Below are 20,727 nucleotides of genomic sequence, written 5' to 3'. Positions count from 1 at the left end.
TTTTGAACTCTAACTTTTGGGGTGCACGTCATAGCCATAATGTTTGGCATTTCGCTTTTTTTATTCCCATTTTTCTCGCTGTAAATCTTCTGCAATAAGCTGAAGATCATCGGCGCTGATGGTCAAAAGTTCATAGTCTGTCGTCTCTGTCAGTTGTGCGGCCATTTGTTTGATAAATTTCGGAGAGCCTTCATTCTCTTCATCATAAACAAGCAACAGTGCATCTGAATTACGAAGCAGAAACTTATTCTTCTCAATAAATTGCCAAGGTGCTTCGTATGGCTTGTTCGTTAAACTGACAGTATAATCTGCAAGCGCGATGATTTGTTCATACTGCTCTTTTTTCGTCTCATTCCAATTCGTTTGTTGATCAAGAAACGGTGTAATCACGGCATATTGTAACTGCGGGTATTCCTCTTGCAACTCCCAAACACATTCGATTGCCCAAGTCTCGACGCCGAGCTGGCCGCTGACGATAACCCATTCTAGTCCTTGATCCAGAAGGGTCAGCAACTGGTCCGTTAATGCTTTTTTAATAATCGCAATACCCGGATGCTGTTCATTGAAGATCCCTAATTCATGTGCTTTGTATCCACTTACTATGATCCGCTTCGTCATTTTTGTTCGTTAATCGCCGCGTGAGCTAATTTTGTTATCGTCATGTCATCCATCGGAGGATTGTGAAGACCCGCGCGTACATCGCGATAATGGCGCTGTAGTGGATTCGATAACTCCAAACTCTTCGCCCCTACAATTCGCATTGCAAGATTAACAATTTCTATTGCACTATTCGTAACAATCGACTTTGCGGCACCTAATTCATTTTGCAGATGAACACGGCGTGCTTCGTCATCGTAAATCGAGGCAATATCATAGAGGAGATGGCGTGCTTTAATGAGCTCCAAATCCATTTTGCCGATTTGAGTTTGAATATTGAAGAGGGAAGCGATCGGCTCATCTAAACTGTTAGGCTGATAAGTTGCCGCAAAGTGAACCGCGTAATCGCGAGCAGCTTGTGCGATTCCCAAATAACAAGCCGGTATGTGGAGAAGCCAACCATTGAGCTTATTGCCGCGTGGTGCTTCATTCACTTCCACTAACTGATCATCCGTGGCTTTTACGTCATCCAAAACGAGCGTCTGGCTCTCTGTACCGCGCATGGAAATCGTATGCCATGTTTCTTTGATGGACAGCCCTTCTGATTCACGTGGAATCAAGAAGAAACCGATTTGCTGTTTTTCTTCAATCCATACAGATACTAGGAAGTGGGTAAGGGCAGGAGCCATTGTAGTGAACGTTTTCTCTCCTGAAATCACCCAGCCGCCTGCAGAACGTGTTGCCGTCGTCTGGGGGCGACCGCCTCGCGTAGGACTTCCTGTTTGAGCCTCGGTTACAGAACGGTTGATTAGTGCACCTTGCTGAACAGCTTCGCTGAATTGCGCTAATTGTTCCGCAGTCCATTTGCGATTTTCATACAGTTCGCCGACTACGCCTTGATGCCAGCCGATAGCTAGAGCAGTCGCACTGTCAAAACGAGCAATCGTTTCTTGAAACAACACCATATCCGTTACGGAGATGCCTTCACCACCGAATTCCTTCGGGAGTGTCAACGTAGTGTAGCCCATTTCCACGAGTTTTTGAATATTCTCTTTTGGGAATTTGGACAGCGTATCAGATTGCTCTGAAAAGCTGCTGAAAAACGGACCTGCCTCAGTCAATTCATTGACCCATCGGCGTTGAAAGTCCGTTGTGATAAAAAGTTCTGTCGACACGAGAAACACGTCCTTACTACTTCAGTCTTCATTTATCTATAGTTTCTTTCGTATATAAGATCTGCACAAATCTACGAGATCCTTGATCGTCTCCGTCAAGGACATGAAAGTATAGTATACTAGAAAATCGAAAAAAATACCATTCTGACGAATAAAAAAATCTATAAAAGAAATGACGTCACATCATGACGAAATAGAGAACGATTGGAATTGTCAAAAGACTTATCAATGTCGTTGTGAGTGTCGTAAACGAGACCAAATCTGGCTCCGTTCCAAATTGAACTGCAAACATTGTCGTATTCGCTGATCCAGGCATTGCTGCTTGGATAATCAGTACCACTTTCAACAAATCATCAACCGGCAAAAATATTAAAATGACAACTGCAATCAATGGTGAAATGATCATGCGAATAATCGTCACCGCTGTGACATATCGATAGGCAACGCGCTTGCGGACAATCATCGCCAGTTGCATTCCGAGGACGAGCATGACGACCGGGATGGAAGCATCTGCAATCAAGTCAACTCCCTGCATCATGGATTCAGATAACTTAATAGAAGAAACTTGAAAGATAATACCTAGAATCGCAGCGTAAATCAATGGCATACGTATAACCCGCTGCATCGAGTCACGCCAAGTCGCATGTGCTTCTCCTCCGATGGAAGCGAAAAAAATACCGATTGAATTCATTAGAATTGACTGAAAGACCATCATAATGACCCCGTAATCAAAGGCTGCCGAGCCAAATGCAAACAATACGACAGGCACTCCATAATTCCCGCTGTTCATAAATACCCCGCCAAGAATCATAGCAGAACGTTCAGAACGCGAAGCTTTCATAATATCAGCAGTAAACCAGACGATAATGAACAGAATGACCAACAACAGTACTGCGAAGGCAGCAATATACAAATACGTTCGGTCAAGTGCATTCGTATAGAAAGTCCGGAATGCCAAAAAAGGAGACATCAGGTAAAGAGCTGCCGTTGATATCGTTTTAATATCGAATGACAGGCACTTCTGTCCAATGAAACCAATTAAAAAAATAAATAATACAGGAGCGATGATTGAAATAAGTTCCAAGAAGATTCCGTCCTTTCTAGGTTGATGAAACTTATTATACATGAACTATGATACTAGAAAACTTTTTTATCAGAATTCAATAAATATTTTTGGGCAGAAGATATTACGCCAAAAAAGAATCCATCGCAGAGGATGGATTCTTGGTCATGAGAGGCTTCGTTTGCGGATAGAATGAAATTTCAATACTTTCTGTAATCGGGGAATCAAAATTAAGGCAAGAATGGTAACTCCGATATCCAATGGCAAGTAGGCCACCATCCAAGACCATGCGATGACATAGCTGAAGCTTGCTGGCGCCTCTACCCAATAGATATAGGCCAAATACATATAATTTGTGCCGATAATATAATTTGTCAGAATAGCAAGTGTTCCAGCTCCTACATATGTAAACAGTGTTTTACGTTCGAAAAACTTTCCGACAATATAAGCGACAACAATAAACGAAATGATATAGCCGAATGTCGGGCTCAGTATGCTGCCGAGACCGCCTTTGAACTGAGCGAAGATCGGCGCACCAGCTAGACCGATAAATAAATAGGCGAACATAGACAGACTGCCTAATTTACTTCCTAATAACCCCCCAGCTGAAATTGCAATTAGCAGCTGCAATGTTATTGGCACACCGCCGATCGTCAGTAAAGGCGCAATGTTAGCTCCTACTCCCATTAGCGCAGCAAACAACGCACAAATGACAATTTCTCTTGCTTTCATTTTCCATTCCTCCTAAAAACTATTGTTGTGTTTCTGATTATATGTTAACATACTTTTATATTTAGTTAACACATTTTCGAGAGAGGAGGATATTGTATGACGGTTTTATTCGTTACAGGCACAGATACCGATGTGGGAAAAACCATAGCGACTACACTGCTAATAAGTTATTTTGCAGATCATGGGTTACAATTCACCCCGTTCAAACCTATCCAAACAGGTGCTATTCAGCAAGATGAAGATTGGATCGCGCCTGACGTGATGGTCTATCAATCGGCTGCGCATAAACAGATGGGAAGAGGAAATATAGAATATTTATTCCAAAAACCTTGCTCACCTCATTTGGCTGCGTTAATCGAAGACAGAGAAATTCAACCGACTCGTCTCAGTGAAGCAGTCAGACAATTAGGTGGAATAGCTGAAGGGGTAGTTATAGAGGGGGCTGGAGGATTATATGTTCCATTGACTGGAGACGGCTATTGCATGATCGATTGGATGGAAGAATTAGACGCACCAGTCGTGATCGTTTCAAGAGCGGGTGTTGGGACGATCAATCATTCGGTGCTCACCATAAATACGTTGAAATCTAGACAAATCCCCATTGCAGGGGTACTGCTCAACGATTTACAACAAGATGAAAAAGAAATCATTCATGATAATGGTGAAATGATCAGTAAGTTGACTGGAATCCCGATCATTGGAGTGATTCCTCATCTGAAAAATGTAGACGACACACTGAGGGATCCGTCTAAGAGAATAGAGTGCTATCGAAATTGGGACATGAACAGATTACGGGAGGCGTTAAGAAATGAAAGCAGATCAATTATTGGAAAAAAGTAAACAATATATGTGGTTACCCTTTACGCAAATGTCCGATTATGAGCAAGATCCATTGATCATTGAAAGCGGAGAAGGCGTAAGGGTCACAGATATATACGGTAAAACGTATCTGGATGGAAATTCTTCTTTGTGGTTGAATGTACACGGTCACCAAAAGAAAGAACTAGATGAAGCGATTCAAAAGCAGTTACAGCTGATTGCCCATTCGACTTTATTAGGAGCAGCAAATGTTCCATCCATTTTATTAGCGGAAAAATTAATCGAGTTAGTGCCTGAAGGGTTAACGCGTGTTTTTTATTCGGATAGCGGAGCGACATCCGTGGAAATTGCTGTGAAAATGGCCTATCAGTATTGGCAAAACAAGGGTGTTAGCCAAAAGATGAAATTCGTTACGTTGAGTAATGGGTACCATGGGGATACGGTCGGTACAATGAGTGTTGGATCTATCGAGCTGTATCATAAGGTATATACTTCTTTATTATTTGATGCGCTTGTTATTCCATTTCCAGCAGTATACCGACATCCGTCTAATGACGAACAGGTAGTACGTGATGAAAGTCTGCACAAGTTGCGCTTGCTTTTTGAAGAACGCCATGAAGAAATTGCTGGCATGGTTTTGGAGCCGATGATTCAAGGTGCGGGTGGAATGAATACAATGCCACCTGGGTATTTGAAAGGTGTAGAGGAATTGTGCAAGGAATTCAATGTGTTGCTTATTGTGGATGAAGTGGCGACGGGTTTTGGCCGTACTGGAAAAATGTTTGCTGTGGAGCATGAAAGTATTCAACCGGACATCATGACGGTAGCGAAGGGTCTGACGGGTGGTTATTTGCCAGTAGCCGCAACATTTACAACAGAAGAAATCTATAACGCCTTTTATGGAAAGCATGAAGAAATGAAAACATTTTTCCATGGTCATTCATATACGGGGAATCAGCTAGGATGCGCTGTAGCACTGGCTAACTTGGAGATATTTGAAAAGGAACAATTAGTTCAACAAGCGTCTGATAAAGCAGAATTGCTGACGGAGCTGCTTGCTGATCTAAAAGAGTTGCCGCATGTTGGAGATGTACGTCAGTGTGGACTTATGGTCGGAATAGAAATCGTTAAGGATCGATACACAAAAGAGTCGTTCTCATTTGAAAGACGCATCGCATATCGGTCTACCCTGAAAATGCGCGAATTGGGCTTATTGACTAGGCCATTAGGTGATGTGATTGTTTTGATGCCACCTCTTGCAACGACTGCCGAGCAATTGGTGGAAATGGTTGCGATACTAAAGGAAGGTATAAGGTTGGTCACTGAAGAAAATTCCGAGTTCACTGCGGCCGAAACGATGAATATATAATATGCAAAGATAGAGAACTGAGTAGCGATTGCGAAACTCCAGCTCATTTCTAAGACTCGTTTGCTTTTAATGAGCTTAGGATTAAAAAGCAATTTGTTAAGTTGCATAAATAACTGAATGAATTATAAATGAAATTAAGTGAAGACATCTGATTATTTACTTAAGTGAGAGGTTCTAATTTCCCATAAACAATCTATTCCTTATATACCTTTTCAATTTATTACGCTATAATAAATTAAAAAGGTTTGAGCAATTATGCCTAAGTATTCGCATATCTGACAGAAGGGGATGGAATTAGTGAAGTTCACGGTGGGGAAAAAGTTATGGACAGGCTTTTTAAGTGTTGTGGTCATTATGATCTTAATTGGGGCAGTAGGTTTTTTGGCTTTAAAAAATGTCAATGAAAAGTATCGTTATTTGATTGACGATCGAATGCAAAAGGTTGTTTTATTGGAGCAACAACTGAAAGATCAGAATTTAATGTCGAGTAATATACGCGGATACGTCCTTTATGAAAATCCTTCCTATGTGGATGGAATTGAGAAAGCACAACAAAAAAATAAAGAGCGGTTGGAGATTTTAGAAGGCATTATACATAATGAAGAGATGAAGAAAGCGATGCTTGAAATTGGCGCTGCTACAGTAAATTACGATGGCGTTATACGTAATATGATAGCAGAGGTGCAAAAAGGAAAGCGAGATAAAGCCATTCAAGTAGGTGTAAACGGCGCGATTTATCAGGATATTATTACGAATAATATACAAGTAATGATTGAACATCAACGGGAAGAACAAGAAAAACTAGAGAAAGAAGTACAAAGATATACCTTTATCGCCATTAATTTGACGGGAATTTTATTAATTATAGGCATCATAGCAAGTATAGCTATCACAATTATTATTAGTAGACTGATTACTAGACCGGTCGGCAAGATGACAGCGGCGATATCCGAATTATCAAGTGGAAACTTTGCTGTGGAAGAGGTAACTGTTAAAAATCGTGACGAAATCGGTGAAATGTCCACTGCACTAAATATAATGGTTAGAGATTTACGAGGCATCATTCAGCGTGCTAGGGACTCTGCCACCCAGCTAGCTGGCCAGTCGGAAGAATTATCTGCAAGTGCAGAGGAAAGCTTGGCTGCTTCTGAAATGGTCGCTGAAATTTCGGAAAAGAACTTGCAGACAAGTGACTCGCAAGCACAAATTGTCAGTCAGTCAACCCTAGCCATGCAAGAAATGATGACGGCGATTGACCGAATTACAGATGATAACGAAGAGATGCTGGAATCCTCCGGGGAAGTATCGAAATTAGTGAAAGAAGGCTCTTTATTAATGGAGGAGTTTTCGGCTGATATGAAAACAATCAGCCAAACTATAGGGGAATCCACTACAATCATTAATGATATGGCGGAGCACTCCGAAAATATTCGGAATGTCACGCGTATGATTACAGCTATTGCGGAACAGACAAATTTATTAGCATTAAATGCAGCTATTGAAGCAGCACGCGCAGGAGAGCATGGAAAAGGCTTTGCCGTCGTTGCGGAAGAGGTACGGAATTTGGCAGAGCAGTCCAAGCGGTCGACAGCACTGGAACTGGACGGAAGCGTGTGGAAGAAGGTTTAACATCTACAGAAAAAACCAGTGCCGTATTTGTAAACATTGAAAATGCAACTACAGATGTGAGTGAAAAAATCTCCACTGTCTCCACAGCAATCGAAGAAATCCGTACAATGACCACTGAAGTCGCTGGGGGAGCGAAACAAGTGGAGGAACTCGCTATCCAGGCTTCAGCTGAAGCTCAGTCCACAAGCGCTGCTACAGAAGAACAGTTGGCGGCGAATGAGGAGATTACATCTAGTTCTCAAACTTTGGCGGAGTTGGCAGAACGGCTGCAGAGCGATATGGGACGCTTTCGAGTGTGAAATGAAAGAAAAGAGCTGATTGCGAACAGGCAATCAGCTCTTTTTAAATGGAAAATAGGCAACTGATTCGTAAGATGGCCGTACGTTTGGATGAATTCTAAATAAAGTGAATCCTTCTATATCAATTTGGACTGGAGTAATCGTTTCTTTAGATAACTGGATCTTATCCGCAGTCTTACGTTTCTTTGCAATCGTGATGTGCGGAACGAAACGATTGTCTTTTTCTAATTCAAGAATATTTTCTGTGCGCCTTGCAATCTGTCTTTGTAAATGTTCCAAAGCTCCCACCGCCTCAACGGAAAGGTAGACAACGCGCGGTCCGTAAGGCGATCCGAAAAAGGACAAACCTGTAACAGAAGTAGTGAAGCTGGTATTTGCCTCTGCGATCTCTTGTAACGAAGGCTCAAGCAAAGACTTAGTGGCTTCACCTAGCTCTCCTATATAGCGCATGGTGATATGAAGGTCATCAGCGTGCGGGATTACTTTATATCTTTCAGCCAGTTGGTACTTGGAGCGAAAGTGTTCAGCTATTTTAGAAATGGGAGTGGCAATCGAGATGCCGATAAAATAATGTTGTGCCATTCGGGACTCACCTCCTATTTGATGGGATTCCCTTCCTGCTTGATAACTATGCATAAAAGTTTAAGGTTTTTATCTGCAATGCGCAATAGATACCGGGCAAACTAACAAATTTATTGTTTAATGTGTATAATTAAAAGTGGATATACCTACTGAATGTATATAAGAAAGGGGCTGGCAAGATGATTAAAACACTTATTTTTGATTTGGATGATACGCTCATTTGGGATGCAAAGAGTATTGCGATGGCATTTCAAAAAACATGCGAGTATGCGACGAAAAAGAACGGGGTCAACCCAGTAGAGTTAGAGAAAGCTGTACGTGAAGAGGCGCGAGAATTGTATGCGACCTATGAGACATTTCCTCATACACAAAATATCGGAATTAATCCATTTGAAGGGTTGTGGGGTGTGTTCGACGATCCCGGTGAAGAATTTCAAAAAATGAAAGGAATCATTCCAAACTACCAAAAAGAAGCATGGATTCGAGGTTTGAAGAAATTAGGGATAGAGGATGAAGCGTTCGGCAGGGAATTGGCAGAGCTCTTTCCGAAAGAGCGTAAAAAGCATCCATATATATATGAAGAGTCGTTTGAAGTGCTCGATCGCCTGAAGGAAGATTACCAGCTTATTTTATTGACAAATGGTTCACCTAGTTTGCAACAGATCAAATTGACGATTTCTCCGGAGATTCCACCGTATTTTGATCATATTATTGTATCTGGAGCATTCGGCAAAGGAAAACCTGATGCTTCGATCTTCCAACATGTACTGGATACATGCGGTGTGACCGCCGATGAAGCTTTGATGATCGGTGATAATCTAATGACCGATATTCTCGGTTCCAGCCGAGTTGGAATGAAGAACGTCTGGATCAATCGTGAAAACAAACCATCAAGCGACGAAGTCAAACCAACATTTGAAATTGACCATTTGGAAGGTTTGTTTCCTATACTGTCTGAACTAGAAAACCGATGAGGCTCACTTCTCATCGGTTTTCCGAGTCTGTTATACTAATCTCTAGCTGTTCAATTAGCAAGGAGGCAGGTGGGTATGTTGGAATATATCTTAGTTTTTTTAGGAGCGGCCATACCTTGGATTGAAATTATGCTCGTCATTCCCGTTGGCATAATTAGTGGGCTGTCACCTACTTGGGTAATGCTCCTCGCATTTATAGGTAATATGGCGACTATCCTTCTGCTGATTCTCGGATTTCAGCAAATCAATGACTGGATCGAACGCAGAAATAAGAAAAAAGGAAAAGTTAATTCAAAACGATTGCAACGTGGTAAAAAAATCATGAATACATATGGGTTACCCGTATTAACACTTGTAGGTCCCATTCTGATCGGTACACATATCGCTGCGTTTATCGGTTTAGTGTTCGGTGCCAATAAAGTGAAGACAGCCGTTTGGTCTGCGATCAGTATCGCGTTCTGGTGTCTCGTTTTCGGTATATTGACTGCTATGGGCTTTGATTTTTTTGTCACACGGACGTGAAAAAACCAGCTGACGTTTCAAAATGTCAGCTGGTTTTCCTGTGTTTTTATAGATCAATAGCTTTTGCATCATGGATATTTTGAACTTCTTTGACGCGTGCAACAGAAGCAGACTCAACGTGATGATCGACTGTTAACATCATGATCGCGTCTCCACCTTCAGCAGAACGTCCCACTTGCATCGCTGCAATATTAATATTTTCTTCCGCAAGCAATGTACCTACACGTCCGATTGCGCCTGGTTGGTCTTTATGGCGAATGAACAACAAGTGACCTTGTGGAATTGCGTCAACTACATAATCATCAACTTTCACAATACGTGGCCCGAGACCATTTAGAAGGGTACCGGCTACTTTGCGGATGCCTTTTGCCGTAACAACTTCCACTGTGATCAAGTTCATGAAACCTCTAGCTGTCGTCGTTTTTTGTTCATTTATTTTGATGCCGTAACGATCAGCCAACAGTCTTGCATTTACATCATTGACTGTTTCGCCAAGATTGCGCTTCAACAAACCTTTCACTGTATTACGAGTCAATGCACGCACGTCGTAATTCGCCAATTCACCTGCATATTGGATGTTGATTTCGTCGATGACTGTGTTTTGGATTTGTGATAAGAACATACCCAGTTTTTCAGTAAGGTCAAAGAATGGCTCGATTTTCGCTAAAACATCACGAGAAACGGATGGTAAATTCACTGGGTTGCGGACAGATCCGATTGTCAAGAAGTTGACGACGTCTCGGCTTACGTCTACAGCAACAGATTCTTGTGCTTCAATTGTGCTCGCACCTAAGTGAGGGGTAGCAATTACTTCAGGCAAAGTCAGTAACTTATGATCTAGGAATGGTTCCTCCTCGAATACATCTAGAGCCGCACCTGCTACTTTTCCGGCGACAATCGCATCGTATAATGCATCTTCGTCAATAATTCCACCACGGGCACAGTTGATGATCTGTACACCGTCTTTCATTTTTTCGAATGCTTCCTTATTGATCATTCTGCGTGTTTCTTTCAGCAATGGTGTATGTACTGTAATGAAATCAGCAGCTGCTAATACTTCATCTACCGTACCAATTTCAATACCCAATTTCTTTGCGATTTCTTCAGTTAGGAATGGATCGTACGCGATGACATTCATACGTTGACCTTTCGCACGTCTGGCAACTTCTGCACCAATACGGCCAAGTCCGATAATCCCTAATGTTTTGTCTTTTAGCTCTACACCGAGAAATGATTTTCTGTCCCATTTATTGTTCTTCAGTGAATTGAATGCTTGTGGAATTTTACGAGCCATCGCCATCATCATAGCTACCGTGTGCTCAGCAGCTGAATTTGTATTTCCATCAGGAGCATTGACGACGATAATCCCTTTTTCTGTAGCTGCATCCAAATCGATATTGTCGACACCTACACCTGCACGTCCAATAATTTTCAATTGATCAGCAGAATCTAGCAATTCTTTCGTAACAGTTGTCTGACTACGTACTAGAAGAGCATCAAAACCTTTGATCCGATCCTTCAGTTGGTCAGGTGTCAAATCTGTATCGATCACAATTTCAAAACCTTCTGCTTGTCGTAATGGAAAAATACCGTCCTCGCTAAGTGGGTCACTAATAAGTACTTTAAAAGCCATAATAATCATTCTCTCCTTCAGTAGTTTTTATTGTTGTAAAGTTTTCAAAATGAATTTTATAGAGTTGATCCCATATGTACGTTCTATGCTTACCTCCTTTTAGGAAAAATAAAAAAGCCTTCCATCCCTTACATACGTAAGGGGCGAAAAGCTCAATAAACTAACGCGGTACCACCCTTGTTTTGCTGCAAAAGCAGCCTTCATTCAGCATGCGTAACGTGCATGTGACGGATTGGCCTACTGAACTATTCAGCCAAGCAATTCGGAAGTGCCGCCATCCCAAGAATTTACTGACTCTCACCAATTCATCAGCTCTCTAGAAAATTCTTTTACAGGAAGGTATGTCTTCGTCAAAATTGTTTTGCGTGTATTAAATTTGAACTAATCATAACACGTCAAAAGTAATTGTCAATTACTTTTCGGAAAAAAATGAAAAACTAATAAAGGCGAACGTAAATTATTGAATGATTTTTGAACGTTCGTGTTTGAGAGATAAAAGCGGATTATAAGTAACTTTTACTATGGAGTATTAGGAAATAGCATAAGTCGTGAGAAGAGAAGATATATGCCAATCAATGTTATAGTAGTACCATACTATTCAAGTAAAGGGGTAATGTAAGATGAAAAACTTAGAGTCCTTCGAGCAATTCGAACAATTGAAGCAAGAAGAGCGAGTGATTTTCTTGTTTTCTGCAGATTGGTGTCCTGATTGCAGAGTGATCGAGCCGTTTTTACCAACACTGGAAACGGAATTTTCCGAGTACCAATTTATTTATGTCGACCGGGATGAGTTTATTGACTTGTGCAGTCAGCTCGATATATTTGGCATCCCAAGCTTTATCGCATTCAGTGAAGGCAAGGAAACAGGCCGTTTTGTCAGTAAGAATCGCAAGACGAAAGAGGAGATTGAAGAGTTTATCAATAGTTTGTGAGCAGAGAGTGAATGGGTAAAAGAACCGTTGATCCAGGTTCCGGGAGGATGGCTTTCCGCGGGGAGCCAATCTCCGGGCTACAAACTTATATTCACTTGTTCCGCTTTTCACTCTGAAGTCAACCAAATTTTATTACTTTGATGTATGCTAACAAGCCAACGATCCAAGGAGATCGTTGGCTTGTTAATATTTAAACAAAATCCTGTAATTGTTCTAGAAGGATTTTCGTGCCTTGAGGACTTATGAATAATCCGTTTGATAGTTCTTTGTTTTCGTCCGTTACTTCACCAGTAATGAAACATGCCTTATTCACTTGATATTTTCTCAAAATAATTCGATCGTCTTCTGCGAAAATTTCAATGGGATCGCCTTTATCTAATTGCAAAGATTTGCGTAGCTCTTTCGGAATAACTATTCTGCCAAGATGGTCTACTTTGCGAACAATGCCTAAAGATCTCATGAGTTCCTCCTTTAAAAAGTAGTTGGTAGTTCCTATTATACACAAATATTTCCGGTCTACAATTTACGAGATTGGAATGAGCAGAACTATTTGAAAATTTGACTATACAATTAGTTTATTAATGTTATAATAGTCAGTAAATCATTTTCGTGAAATGATATTAACTAAATACTACTTATCAAGAGAAGCTGAGGGATTTGGCCTGACGAAGCTTCAGCAACCTCTGTGTAAACAGGAAGGTGCTACCTCCAACAAGATTGTTGTCTTGAGAGATAAGAACTGTGGTCCTAAACCTTCATTTTCTTATCTACAGGAAAAGAGGTTTTTTATTTTGTAAAAACAGGCCGAATGAATAGCCAAGGGGGAAGAAATATGCCGATTAATATACCGAAACAATTACCTGCAGGTGAGTTACTGAAGAAAGAAAAAATCTTCATCATGGATGAAGATCGGGCGACGGAGCAAGATATTCGGCCGCTGAACATTTTGATTCTGAATTTAATGCCTGAAAAAGAAAAAACAGAACTTCAATTATTACGATTACTTGGTAATACGCCTTTGCAAGTAAACGTGACGTTTTTAAATACGGCGACCTATGTTTCCAAAAATGTCAGTCAAACTCATTTGGAAACGTTTTATACAACATTCGAACACGTGAAAGAGCGCAAGTTTGACGGCATGATTATTACAGGAGCACCTATTGAACATATGCAATTTGAAGACGTAGTGTATTGGAAGGAATTAGAGAAAATCATGGAGTGGACAAAAACCAATGTGACCTCTGTCTTGCATATTTGTTGGGGCGCGCAAGCCGCACTTTATCATCATTACGGCATTGATAAGTTTGAGTTGCCGAAGAAATGTTTTGGGATTTTTTCTCACGATATCACGGACCAAACAGTCAATTTGGCAAGAGGATTTAACGATGTATTTGTTGCTCCTCACTCACGTCACACGGCTGTTTCCATAGAAGAAATTGAGAAGCATCCGGATTTGACACTGCTATCTGTATCGGATGATGCGGGTGCATTCATTGTGATTTCTAATGATGAAAAAAACATAATGGTGACAGGACATTTAGAGTATGATGCACATACATTGGCTGAAGAATACGGGCGAGATGTCCAAAAGGGATTGGATATTGATGTACCTGAAAATTATTTCCCGAATGATGATCCGACGAGAGAACCAATGAATACTTGGCGTTCACATACACATTTGTTATTCTCGAACTGGTTGAACTACTATGTCTATCAAGCAACGCCATACGTTTGGGATTGAAATAAGCTTATGAAAGTATAGTTTACCTCATTTCACACATACTCCACTCAATGGAGGTGTGCGTTATGAATATGGATGAGTTTTTGGAGCTGTCTTTTTGGGAGATGACTTTGCGGACTGTTATTTCCTTTATCGTCCTTCTGATCCTGGCCCGGTTCATGGGGAAAAAACAAATATCTCAATTGACCTTCTTCCATTATGTTACAGGTATCACGATCGGTTCGATTGCCGCCGATTTGGCAGGGGAGTCCGAGACACCGTTCTTGAATGGTTTATATGGTATGGTCCTGTGGGCAGTATTGACGATACTTGCCAATTATTTAACGTTTAAATCAAAAAAACTACGTGTCCTGTTGGATGATAAGCCAATCATCGTAATTCAGGATGGAAAGATTGTGGAAGGTTCATTAAGAAAGCTGCGTCTGAATTTTAATGAATTGAATATGTTGCTTCGGGAACAAGCCGTTTTTTCCATGAAAGACGTCAATTATGCGATTTTCGAAACGAATGGAAACTTGAGCGTGATGCTTAAGCCAGGCGAAGAGAAGGCAACGAAAAAAGATGTCAAAGTGGCTTCTCCTACACCCAAATATATTCCGACCGAAATTATTACCGACGGAAAAGTACAAGAGAAAAATATGCGGGAATTGAAGCTGACTGATGTGTGGTTGAAGCAACAACTGGAACTGCAAGGCATCGGGAAGCCGGAGCATGTGTTGTATGCAGAAATTCAAACCGATGGAAACTTATATGTTAATACGTTAAAGAATGCTTGAAGATTGAAGCCCTGAAGCCCTGAATCCTAATTCAGGGCTTTTTGGCTATCATCATAAAATGTCCCAATTTCGTTGCTTTGCTATGGCTGCAAGTTTCGAATCGGGTCTGACGGCTACAGGATTGCCGACTTGCTCTAATACGGGCAAGTCGGAGATGCTATCTCCGTATGCAAAGCTGCTTTCCCAATCAACCGATTTACCTTGAAGCGCCTTGTCGATTTGTTCGTTTTTACGCTCTCCTTGGATATGTAGAAATGGTTGGTCCATCGTAATCTGTTCGCCGCGTGAAGGGATTTCAGTACCGATAATACGATCGAATGACAAATGGCTCGTAACTGCAGTCAAAAAGGGAGTATAAGCACCAGAAACTAACAATACATGATGGCCTTCTGCTTGATGTCGAGCTAATCTGTTGACGACATCTTCATTGAAATCGCTTAACATTTCTTCGTGCATATTTTCGAAGTATTGCTCTAGCTGTGTAGTTGTTAAAGACTCAAGAGCCTTCAAATACAGCTTCATGGATCGTTCTTTCATTTCGTTTTCAGGCAGTAATTTCAGCTTATAACGGATATATAAAGGTAAAATCGATCTGTAGAATTTTCCGTAATAACGCTGGTAACTCGGGTGTTTCTTCAATTGCTCCATAAGCAATTTAAAGGTTTCTTTCGTATACAACGTGCCGTCAAAGTCAAAAATGGCAACTTTCATAAATACACCCCTTCATTTGTCTGTATTCTTACAGTATACAAATACAATGAGGGAGAAAGCAAAAAAGCAGACAAAAGTCTGCTTTTAGCTGGTTATTGAAGGTTTTTCGGCATGCTGGGTTGTCCTTGCGAGGGGGCAAATGAGTTGAGTAGGATGTTCATGTCCTGAGTATTCAACTGAGGGACTTGATAATAGTGATGTTTATTTTGATAAATCGACAATTCATACGCCATTTCTATACAGTTGGGTATGGAGTCTGCAAGCACACGACGAACGACTGGATTACACGTCTCCAAAGCAGCAGCTGCTTTCCCAGTGGCCCCTTTTTTTGCAGAACCGAGCAAAAAGCCGGAGATGATTTCATCAGATATTTCGTTTGTCGATTGAATTGGTTTTGAAGGCGCCTTTTCCTTCATGCCATAGACAAAATCACTGCCAACTTTCATTTGATAACTCTGCGTAGGATGTGATGGGTCTTTTCCCGTTTTGAAACATTCAACCGTAATATTGTATTCATCAAGCATAAAACGGTACTGTCGGTCCAGAATATCTAAGAGTTCTGGATCTTTTACGTGCGGACGAAGAATCATGGATTGATTCAATGCACCAACTGCAGTGTTCAATACTTCGTGAACGTCAAAAAGTTCATGGCCGCCATGATTCATAGAGGGGGGGACTGCTCCGTCGTGCATGTGTTGAGATGTTTCGAATTGATTAGTCAAATACATATCCTCCTTTAATAGTCATTTACATCAACGGTAGTATGAGGAGGTTTCGTGAAATTATGCATTTGGAATACGAAGTATGGTCTATGGACTACTCGAAGATTTACGGACTTCGGAAAACAAGCATATTTCCATTGACTCCACCATATCTTGGTTAGAGAACATGAGAAAGGTAGTGGAGTCACATGCAGATTCATGTAGTGAAACCTGGTGAGAGTCTTTTTATAATTGGAAACATCTATGGTGTTCCCTATGAACAAATTGCACAAGCGAACGAATTGGAAGATGCCTCGCAGTTAGCGATTGGACAAGCGTTAGTCATACCGATTGTTGGAACATATTATTGGGTTCGGCCTGGAGACAGTCTTTATAGGATTGCGCAGACTCATGGTCTATCAGTCGAACGGCTCGCACAGATTAATAATATTAATCCGGCGGGCATTTTGCAGGTAGGTCAGCGTCTTTACATTCCTGAACCGCCTAAGACGCCGATCGACTCTCTATTATACGTAGAGCCCCGCAATCCGGTAAGCCAACAGATGATCACGGAAGTCAGACAACGCGTCGGACAGCTTACATATTTGGCAATGTTCAGCTATGAAGTCCAACGTGATGGCTCACTTAAAGAACCACCCCTTGATGACATTCCGACCATCGCGCAAAATGCAGGTGCATTAAATATGATGGTGTTGACCAACTTAGAAAACTATGGATTCAGCGCTGATCTGGCCCACGTCCTATTTACCGATCAGGCCGCGCAAAATCGGATGATTCAAAATGCAATTGAGACGGCAAACAGGATAGGCTATAAAGATATTCATTTTGACTTTGAATTATTATTCCCGGAAGATCGTGAATTATATAATCAATTATTGCGCAATGCACGCGATCAAATCCATAAGGCAGGATTAACAATTTCGACGGCTCTTGCTCCGAAAGCAGGAGAAGTGACGACGGGAATATATGGAGCCCATGATTATAAAGCACATGGCGAAATCTGTGATTTTGTTGTCTTGATGACGTATGAATGGGGCTATACGTATAGCGCTCCGCAAGCTGTCAGTCCAATTGGTCCTGTCAGGAGAGTCGTTGAATATGCAGTGAGCCAAATTCCGCGCGATAAGATTTTCTTGGGACAAAATTTATATGGCTATGATTGGTCCGCCCCATTCGGGCAAGCTGATAGTAAGCCGGCTGTGGCCTTGAGTCCAAGAATGGCAACAAATTTAGCCATCAATGAAAAAGTCTCAATTGAATACGATGCGGTAGCTCAAGCTCCTCACTTTACGTACTATGACCAACAAGGAACTGAACATGAAGTGTGGTTTGAAGACGCAAGAAGCATCAATGCGAAATTTGATTTGCTGAAAGAATTTAGGTTGCGTGGGATTATGTACTGGAAGCTTGGCTTGGCTTTCCCGCAGAATTGGTTGCTGCTGGAAGATCGGTTTACCATTCGCAAAAGGTGAAAAAATGAGCCTTCCCTAAACTCAGGAAAGGCTCATTTACGTGATCGTCTATTCGTTAGTAATCAACTTCATCGCATTTTGGAAAACATCCATATCCGGATTTACGAGTAAAGCAGGTAGGAAAGCAAAAGTCATGATAAGGAGCAGATTGGCTCCTAAAATGGAGCGAATTGGATTGTTTTTCTTTGTCATGGTGCTTCGCCTCTTTCTTTTCGTATTGGTTCTCCCGCTCATGCGAATGCTCTTAAACTAACCGCTTCACATTGATTGTTTGAATAGATTAATAATACACTATATTCAGTCAACTGTAAATGAAGAAGTTAGTTCTAATACATAAAATTGACACAAAAGTAAAAGCATTCTGCATAAATTACAAATAATTCTTGTATCTTGCTTTGATTTCAGTAATAATATTGGAATACAAAGAAATATTTCGAACAATTGAAATTCAATTCATTAGAAATTCAATTTATTCAGTAGAACTCGTCCTTTATGGATAACTTCTACTGAGTAAAGTGAGCGACTACTCAGTCGATGTATTTCGAATAACACCAGGGAAAGGGATGGGCGCAAATGACAAAGATAGATGAAATCCAATTTAATAATCGTAAACGAGCAAACGATTATGTTCATGAAGTATATGAATTAGTAAAGAAAAGGAATCCAGACGAAAAGGAATTTCTGCAGGCGACAAGAGAAATCTTTGATTCCCTCCGTCCTGTCTTTGCTAAGCATCCCGAATTTATTTCAAATGGAATTCTTGAGCGGATCACAGAACCTGAACGAATCATTTCATTCCGCGTAGCTTGGGAAGACGATCAGGGGAAAGTGCATGTGAATAGAGGATTCCGTGTACAATTTAACAGTGATCTGGGACCTTATAAAGGCGGATTACGTTTTCACCCGTCAGTAAATACTAGTATTATGAAATTTTTGGCTTTCGAGCAGATTTTTAAAAATGCGTTAACTGGTCAGCCGATTGGTGCAGGTAAAGGTGGTTCTGATTTTGACCCTAAAGGCAAGTCGGATCGTGAAATCATGCGTTTTACTCAAAGTTTCATGACGGAATTAAGCAGGCATATTGGTCCTGATATTGACGTGCCGGCAGGGGATATCGGCGTTGGGAAACGTGAAATAGGTTATTTATTCGGTCAATATAATCGAATTAAAGGCGGCTATGAAGCTGGCATCCTGACAGGGAAAAATCCGGATCATGGCGGAAGTCTGGGACGTAAAGAAGCTACTGGATATGGGACAGTTTATTTCGTTGATGAAATGCTTAAAGAGAATGGACTTACATTGGATGGAAAGACGATGGTCGTATCAGGTTCTGGGAACGTGTCCACGTATGCTATGGAAAAAGCAATGCAGCTTGGTGCAAACGTCGTAGCATGTAGTGATTCTGATGGCTATATCTATGATAAAGATGGAATTGATCTGGATTTGGTTAAAGAGTTGAAGGAATTTGGCAATAAACGAATCTGGGAATATACGAAAGAACGTCCGGAAGCAGAGTATCATGCAGATTGCAGCGCAATTTGGTCAATACCTTGTGATATCGCACTTCCATGTGCGACACAAAATGAGATTGATGAAATTGCAGCACATATGCTGATTGCGAATGGTGTGAAGGCGGTTGGGGAAGGCGCAAATATGCCTTGTACAATCGAAGCCATCGAGATATTCCAAGAGCATAATGTTTTATTTGCTCCGGCAAAAGCTGCCAACGCAGGTGGGGTCGCAGTTTCTGCGATGGAAATGTCACAGAACAGCCAACGCTTATCTTGGTCGGCAGAACAAGTGGATGAACATTTGAAAGAAGTTATGCAAAATATCTATAACGATTGTAAAAAGGCAGCAGATGAATTCGGCAAGCCTGGTAATCTAGTGATGGGTGCGAATATTGCTGGTTTCCTAAGAGTAGCCGGCGCAATGGTAGCGCACGGAATTCGATAATGCAGTAGAGACAGACACAGGGATTTGGTCCTTGTGTCTGTTCTGATTTATAAGGGGTGAAACCATATCTATCTATCATTGAATAGATAGGTATGTTGAATTAAAGTTTTAACATAAGTTTGTTCAGATATGGATACTCAGTTGATTGGAGTGGAAGAAAGCGTCCGTATAGAACGGAAATCAACATGTTATACGTTTTACTTCAAATGTAAGTTATTAATTTCAGTTTATATAGGTATTGAATAGTTGGAACTCTTCTTCAGTTGATTCCGTCTAACTGTTGAAGAAGAGGGGCGAGTGAATGAAAAAGCTTATAGGTATAGTAATAGTTGCAGCGTTGTTACTTGCGGGGCTGATGATGTTTTGGTTGATACCAGCAGAAAGGATGAAAGAAGCGCAACAGCATACAGCAGATGGTTCGTATAAATATGCGGTGGTTCTTGGAGCGAAAGTGAATGGAGAAGAGCCATCTTTATCGCTGCGTTATCGTTTAGAGGCAGCAACGGAGTATGCAAAACGTTTTCCGCACGTTCAATTGGTATTGTCGGGCGGACAAGGTAAAGATGAGGCATTAAGTGAAGCTCAGGCTATGTATACTTATTTGATTCAGCAAGGCATTGAAAAAGAGCGGTTGTTGCTTGAAGATCAGTCCACTTCCACCTATGAAAATTTGAAATATACGCAAGAACTACTGCCTGAATTGGCTGGTGTGACGATTATTAGTAGTGATTTTCATTTGGCGAGAGCACGGTTTTTAGCAAAGCAATTAGGGTGGGAGACCGATGTAGTGGCAGCCAGGACGCCCGAAATCGTCAAAACGAAGGTATGGATCCGCGAACGTTTGGCTTTATTTAAGACGTGGATTTTTAGAAAATGAAAAAAGTGACCAGGACAAAAGGATTCAAAGCGATAAAAAACCGAACGTTTACAAAACATTTAATCATAGTTTTGTAATATAGTTCGGTTTTTTCTATATAAAGAAACTGTAGACTCGGCGCTGCCTATGGGATTTCCGCTGCGGGC

22 protein-coding genes and 1 riboswitch are annotated in these 20,727 nt (G+C 41.1%); of the genes, 12 read left to right on the top strand and 10 right to left on the bottom strand.

Translation table 11 applies throughout. The annotated features are described in order from the left end of the window. Positions 1 to 60: 60 nt before the first annotated feature. From H7J92_RS15675 to H7J92_RS15660, 4 genes are all read right to left on the bottom strand, one after another. Positions 61 to 618, bottom strand: a complete 558-nt coding sequence (locus tag H7J92_RS15675; protein WP_221837838.1) for an SLOG family protein — start codon at positions 616 to 618, stop codon at positions 61 to 63. Further along, complete coding sequence (locus H7J92_RS15670) at positions 615 to 1,772, bottom strand: acyl-CoA dehydrogenase family protein (RefSeq protein ID WP_078818140.1); 1,158 nt, start codon at positions 1,770 to 1,772, stop codon at positions 615 to 617. Before H7J92_RS15670 ends, H7J92_RS15675 begins: the two co-directional genes overlap by 4 nt. A 178-nt stretch (positions 1,773 to 1,950) precedes the next feature. After that, on the bottom strand, positions 1,951 to 2,856 hold the full coding sequence (locus H7J92_RS15665) for an AEC family transporter (RefSeq protein WP_221837836.1): 906 nt from the start codon (positions 2,854 to 2,856) through the stop codon (positions 1,951 to 1,953). A gap of 144 nt (positions 2,857 to 3,000) precedes the next feature. Further along, the gene (locus H7J92_RS15660; RefSeq protein WP_078818139.1) at positions 3,001 to 3,567 is read right to left on the bottom strand and encodes a biotin transporter BioY; all 567 of its coding nucleotides are present in this window, start codon (positions 3,565 to 3,567) and stop codon (positions 3,001 to 3,003) included. A 96-nt stretch (positions 3,568 to 3,663) separates the two neighbouring features. Between H7J92_RS15660 and bioD the strand changes: the two genes are divergently transcribed. The 4 genes from bioD to H7J92_RS15640 all read left to right on the top strand — a co-directional run bounded on the left by bioD (position 3,664) and on the right by H7J92_RS15640 (position 7,683). Further along, complete coding sequence (gene bioD, locus H7J92_RS15655) at positions 3,664 to 4,407, top strand: dethiobiotin synthase (protein ID WP_221837833.1); 744 nt, start codon at positions 3,664 to 3,666, stop codon at positions 4,405 to 4,407. Further along, on the top strand, positions 4,376 to 5,755 hold the full coding sequence (gene bioA / locus H7J92_RS15650; RefSeq protein ID WP_221837831.1) for an adenosylmethionine--8-amino-7-oxononanoate transaminase: 1,380 nt from the start codon (positions 4,376 to 4,378) through the stop codon (positions 5,753 to 5,755). The genes bioD and bioA overlap by 32 nt, the downstream gene beginning before the upstream one ends. 297 nt (positions 5,756 to 6,052) lie before the next feature. Beyond that, positions 6,053 to 7,384 carry a methyl-accepting chemotaxis protein gene (locus tag H7J92_RS15645; RefSeq protein ID WP_221837828.1) on the top strand — a complete coding sequence of 444 codons (1,332 nt, stop codon included), beginning with the start codon at positions 6,053 to 6,055 and terminating at the stop codon, positions 7,382 to 7,384. Next, entirely contained in the window at positions 7,369 to 7,683 is a 315-nt protein-coding gene (locus H7J92_RS15640; protein ID WP_221837824.1) for a hypothetical protein, read from the top strand. Before H7J92_RS15645 ends, H7J92_RS15640 begins: the two co-directional genes overlap by 16 nt. A 33-nt stretch (positions 7,684 to 7,716) precedes the next feature. Here the strand turns inward: H7J92_RS15640 and thpR are convergent, their stop codons facing one another. Continuing rightward, entirely contained in the window at positions 7,717 to 8,265 is a 549-nt protein-coding gene (gene thpR, locus H7J92_RS15635) for an RNA 2',3'-cyclic phosphodiesterase (protein ID WP_221837821.1), read from the bottom strand. Positions 8,266 to 8,444: 179 nt separating this feature from the next. Between thpR and H7J92_RS15630 the strand changes: the two genes are divergently transcribed. Beyond that, positions 8,445 to 9,239, top strand: coding sequence for an HAD family hydrolase (locus H7J92_RS15630; protein ID WP_221837818.1), 795 nt, complete (start codon positions 8,445 to 8,447; stop codon positions 9,237 to 9,239). 75 nt (positions 9,240 to 9,314) lie between these two features. Next, positions 9,315 to 9,761 (top strand): small multi-drug export protein, encoded by a 447-nt coding sequence (locus H7J92_RS15625; protein WP_221837814.1) that lies wholly within the window; start codon positions 9,315 to 9,317, stop codon positions 9,759 to 9,761. A 46-nt stretch (positions 9,762 to 9,807) separates the two neighbouring features. Here the strand turns inward: H7J92_RS15625 and serA are convergent, their stop codons facing one another. Further along, positions 9,808 to 11,394: a phosphoglycerate dehydrogenase gene (gene serA, locus H7J92_RS15620; RefSeq protein ID WP_040759340.1), complete on the bottom strand. Its 1,587-nt coding sequence runs from the start codon at positions 11,392 to 11,394 to the stop codon at positions 9,808 to 9,810. A 620-nt stretch (positions 11,395 to 12,014) separates the two neighbouring features. On the opposite strand from serA, the gene H7J92_RS15615 reads away from it, so the two are divergent. Then, on the top strand, positions 12,015 to 12,326 hold the full coding sequence (locus H7J92_RS15615; RefSeq protein ID WP_009497844.1) for a thioredoxin family protein: 312 nt from the start codon (positions 12,015 to 12,017) through the stop codon (positions 12,324 to 12,326). Positions 12,327 to 12,516: 190 nt separating this feature from the next. Here H7J92_RS15615 and H7J92_RS15610 read toward each other — a convergent pair whose 3' ends face one another. Next, a complete protein-coding gene (locus H7J92_RS15610; RefSeq protein ID WP_221837811.1) occupies positions 12,517 to 12,786 on the bottom strand; it encodes an AbrB/MazE/SpoVT family DNA-binding domain-containing protein in 270 nt (89 codons plus the stop codon). Between the two features lie 172 nt (positions 12,787 to 12,958). Beyond that, a riboswitch (SAM riboswitch) is annotated at positions 12,959 to 13,065 on the top strand. 93 nt (positions 13,066 to 13,158) lie between these two features. On the opposite strand from H7J92_RS15610, the gene metA reads away from it, so the two are divergent. Beyond that, positions 13,159 to 14,067, top strand: coding sequence for a homoserine O-acetyltransferase MetA (gene metA / locus H7J92_RS15605; protein ID WP_078818130.1), 909 nt, complete (start codon positions 13,159 to 13,161; stop codon positions 14,065 to 14,067). 71 nt (positions 14,068 to 14,138) lie between these two features. Continuing rightward, positions 14,139 to 14,843, top strand: coding sequence for a DUF421 domain-containing protein (locus tag H7J92_RS15600; RefSeq protein WP_221837844.1), 705 nt, complete (start codon positions 14,139 to 14,141; stop codon positions 14,841 to 14,843). Between the two features lie 51 nt (positions 14,844 to 14,894). Here H7J92_RS15600 and H7J92_RS15595 read toward each other — a convergent pair whose 3' ends face one another. Next, positions 14,895 to 15,554 carry an HAD family hydrolase gene (locus H7J92_RS15595; protein WP_221837809.1) on the bottom strand — a complete coding sequence of 220 codons (660 nt, stop codon included), beginning with the start codon at positions 15,552 to 15,554 and terminating at the stop codon, positions 14,895 to 14,897. A 92-nt stretch (positions 15,555 to 15,646) separates the two neighbouring features. Further along, positions 15,647 to 16,282, bottom strand: a complete 636-nt coding sequence (locus tag H7J92_RS15590; protein WP_078818127.1) for a spore coat protein — start codon at positions 16,280 to 16,282, stop codon at positions 15,647 to 15,649. 182 nt (positions 16,283 to 16,464) lie between these two features. Between H7J92_RS15590 and H7J92_RS15585 the strand changes: the two genes are divergently transcribed. Further along, positions 16,465 to 17,748: a glycoside hydrolase family 18 protein gene (locus H7J92_RS15585; protein WP_221837807.1), complete on the top strand. Its 1,284-nt coding sequence runs from the start codon at positions 16,465 to 16,467 to the stop codon at positions 17,746 to 17,748. Between the two features lie 48 nt (positions 17,749 to 17,796). On the opposite strand, the gene H7J92_RS15580 is transcribed toward H7J92_RS15585, so the two are convergent. Beyond that, on the bottom strand, positions 17,797 to 17,940 hold the full coding sequence (locus tag H7J92_RS15580; protein ID WP_176132576.1) for a hypothetical protein: 144 nt from the start codon (positions 17,938 to 17,940) through the stop codon (positions 17,797 to 17,799). Between the two features lie 381 nt (positions 17,941 to 18,321). Here H7J92_RS15580 and gdhA point away from each other — a divergent pair, with 381 nt between their 5' ends. Both gdhA and H7J92_RS15570 read left to right on the top strand, forming a co-directional pair. Continuing rightward, positions 18,322 to 19,704 carry an NADP-specific glutamate dehydrogenase gene (gene gdhA / locus H7J92_RS15575; RefSeq protein WP_078818125.1) on the top strand — a complete coding sequence of 461 codons (1,383 nt, stop codon included), beginning with the start codon at positions 18,322 to 18,324 and terminating at the stop codon, positions 19,702 to 19,704. A gap of 301 nt (positions 19,705 to 20,005) precedes the next feature. Further along, positions 20,006 to 20,581 carry a YdcF family protein gene (locus tag H7J92_RS15570; protein ID WP_221837804.1) on the top strand — a complete coding sequence of 192 codons (576 nt, stop codon included), beginning with the start codon at positions 20,006 to 20,008 and terminating at the stop codon, positions 20,579 to 20,581. The last annotated feature ends 146 nt before the right edge of the window (positions 20,582 to 20,727 follow it).

Source organism: Sporosarcina aquimarina (genome assembly GCF_019748715.1).
GTDB lineage: Bacteria > Bacillota > Bacilli > Bacillales_A > Planococcaceae > Sporosarcina > Sporosarcina newyorkensis.
Note: the sequence above shows the minus strand (reverse complement) of the source record. Positions and strands in the feature narration are given on the sequence as shown.

Excerpts from the sequence above, each read along its gene's own strand:
- H7J92_RS15570 (WP_221837804.1), top strand. The coding sequence starts at position 20,006 with ATGAAAAAGCTTATAGGTATAGTAATAGTTGCAGCGTTGTTACTTGCG.
- H7J92_RS15675 (WP_221837838.1), bottom strand. The coding sequence starts at position 618 with ATGACGAAGCGGATCATAGTAAGTGGATACAAAGCACATGAATTAGGG.
- gdhA (WP_078818125.1), top strand. The coding sequence starts at position 18,322 with ATGACAAAGATAGATGAAATCCAATTTAATAATCGTAAACGAGCAAAC.
- H7J92_RS15630 (WP_221837818.1), top strand. The coding sequence starts at position 8,445 with ATGATTAAAACACTTATTTTTGATTTGGATGATACGCTCATTTGGGAT.
- H7J92_RS15580 (WP_176132576.1), bottom strand. The coding sequence starts at position 17,940 with ATGACAAAGAAAAACAATCCAATTCGCTCCATTTTAGGAGCCAATCTG.
- H7J92_RS15660 (WP_078818139.1), bottom strand. The coding sequence starts at position 3,567 with ATGAAAGCAAGAGAAATTGTCATTTGTGCGTTGTTTGCTGCGCTAATG.
- H7J92_RS15625 (WP_221837814.1), top strand. The coding sequence starts at position 9,315 with ATGTTGGAATATATCTTAGTTTTTTTAGGAGCGGCCATACCTTGGATT.
- H7J92_RS15610 (WP_221837811.1), bottom strand. The coding sequence starts at position 12,786 with ATGAGATCTTTAGGCATTGTTCGCAAAGTAGACCATCTTGGCAGAATA.
- bioD (WP_221837833.1), top strand. The coding sequence starts at position 3,664 with ATGACGGTTTTATTCGTTACAGGCACAGATACCGATGTGGGAAAAACC.
- H7J92_RS15615 (WP_009497844.1), top strand. The coding sequence starts at position 12,015 with ATGAAAAACTTAGAGTCCTTCGAGCAATTCGAACAATTGAAGCAAGAA.
- H7J92_RS15595 (WP_221837809.1), bottom strand. The coding sequence starts at position 15,554 with ATGAAAGTTGCCATTTTTGACTTTGACGGCACGTTGTATACGAAAGAA.
- thpR (WP_221837821.1), bottom strand. The coding sequence starts at position 8,265 with ATGGCACAACATTATTTTATCGGCATCTCGATTGCCACTCCCATTTCT.
- serA (WP_040759340.1), bottom strand. The coding sequence starts at position 11,394 with ATGGCTTTTAAAGTACTTATTAGTGACCCACTTAGCGAGGACGGTATT.
- metA (WP_078818130.1), top strand. The coding sequence starts at position 13,159 with ATGCCGATTAATATACCGAAACAATTACCTGCAGGTGAGTTACTGAAG.
- H7J92_RS15600 (WP_221837844.1), top strand. The coding sequence starts at position 14,139 with ATGGATGAGTTTTTGGAGCTGTCTTTTTGGGAGATGACTTTGCGGACT.
- bioA (WP_221837831.1), top strand. The coding sequence starts at position 4,376 with ATGAAAGCAGATCAATTATTGGAAAAAAGTAAACAATATATGTGGTTA.
- H7J92_RS15585 (WP_221837807.1), top strand. The coding sequence starts at position 16,465 with ATGCAGATTCATGTAGTGAAACCTGGTGAGAGTCTTTTTATAATTGGA.
- H7J92_RS15590 (WP_078818127.1), bottom strand. The coding sequence starts at position 16,282 with ATGTATTTGACTAATCAATTCGAAACATCTCAACACATGCACGACGGA.